The organism is Atribacter sp., assembly GCF_035418125.1.
Taxonomy (GTDB): Bacteria; Atribacterota; Atribacteria; order Atribacterales; family Atribacteraceae; genus Atribacter; species Atribacter allofermentans.
This window is the reverse complement of the sequence record NZ_DAOLQM010000353.1, coordinates 1-1,630: the sequence shown is the minus strand read 5'-3', so window position 1 is coordinate 1,630 and position 1,630 is coordinate 1. Positions and strand designations below refer to the sequence as shown.

1 protein-coding gene is annotated in these 1,630 nt (G+C 43.3%); it reads right to left on the bottom strand.

Translation table 11 applies throughout. The features are described 5' to 3' along the window. On the bottom strand, nt 1-1,630 hold a 1,630-nt coding region (locus PLK24_RS11325; RefSeq protein ID WP_502876082.1), incomplete at both ends, for a DNA-directed RNA polymerase subunit beta'.

The following is a 1,630-nucleotide window of genomic DNA, read 5'->3' as shown; positions in this document are numbered from 1 at the left end:
TGAGCTTCTGCAGAAAGCGGAACATGAACTGCCATCTGATCACCATCGAAATCGGCGTTAAAAGCTGGACAAACCATAGGATGAATATGAATGGCATTGCCTTCTACCAGCACTGGTTGAAAGGCTTGAACGCTCAACCGGTGAAGGGTTGGTGCTCGGTTCAGGAGAACTGGATGCTCAGCAATAACTTCTTCTAATACCTCCCAAACTTCATCGCGGGTTTTCTCTACCATTCTTTTGGCACTTTTAATATTATGAGCATGACCTTTATCAACTAAACCTTTCATAATAAAAGGCTTAAATAGTTCTAATGCCATTTTCTTGGGAAGTCCGCATTGATCGAAATTCAACTGAGGTCCGGCAACGATAACCGAACGACCGGAATAATCAACCCTTTTCCCTAATAAATTCTGGCGAAAACGACCTTTCTTTCCTCGCAACATATCGCTGAGTGATTTAAGCGGGCGATTGCCCGGTCCTAATACCGGACGTCCTCTCCGTCCATTATCAAATAATGCATCAACGGCTTCCTGAAGCATGCGTTTTTCATTTTTTACTATAATGTCAGGGGCTCCAAGCTGTAGCAATCTTTTCAAACGATTGTTTCGGTTAATCACTCTCCGATAGAGGTCATTCAAATCGGAGGTTGCAAACCGACCACCATCTAACTGGACCATGGGACGCAAATCGGGCGGAAGTACCGGAACCACTTCCAATATCATCCACTCCGGTCGATTTCCTGATTTACAAAAGGATTCGACGACTTGTAATCTCTTGATGATTTTCTTCGCCTTTTGACCGGTTGCTTCTTTGAGTTCTTTCCGCAAACTTCGAGCCAGAGTCTGAACATCCAAAGTTCTAAGAATCTCTCTGACTGCTTCGGCTCCAACGCCGCTTTTAAATTCGGTATCATATTGGGGAAGCAATTTCGCTTCGGTTTCTAATATCATTTGGGCTTTCTTTAAACCAGTTGATCCGGGATCGATAACCAGATAGCAAGGTTCCTCAGCAGTATCGGTCAAGATTTCTTCTTCAAAGAGGTCGCCATACACCTCACGCAATTGATAAACTTCCGATTCGGAAATTTCTTCATCCCGTTGGTAAGGAAAAACCCGAACATCGATCACTTCATAGCGATTATTTTCTAATTCTTCTATCGTAAAACTCTCTTTGTATTTTGTACGAAACCGAGTCAATTCCTTGGTGGAGAGTTCATCGCCAACTGAAAAGGGAAGACTGTGGACTTCGGTAATCCGATGAGCGGTCTCGGCTTTAAAGTTCGGATCATACTTTTGATGGATCCGGTATTCGGTGTCTCGTATAACAGTTTCTGGTTCAAGATCGGTCGAACCCGGTTCAATAACTTTATAGCAGTCTTCTTTTTTTCTTCCTGAGGCAAAATAGAGAACTTTCTCCAGGTTTTTGGGAAGAACACCCAAAAGGAGAGCCATTTTACTGGGAATACTTTTAAAATACCAAATGTGCGAAACCGGAGCAGCTAATTCGATATGTCCCAGACGGGCTCTTCTAACCGAAGATCGAGTGATTTCAACTCCACAACGGTCACAGACCACTCCTTTATGACGAATTCTTTTATACTTTCCGCAATAACATTCCCAGTCTTTGGTTG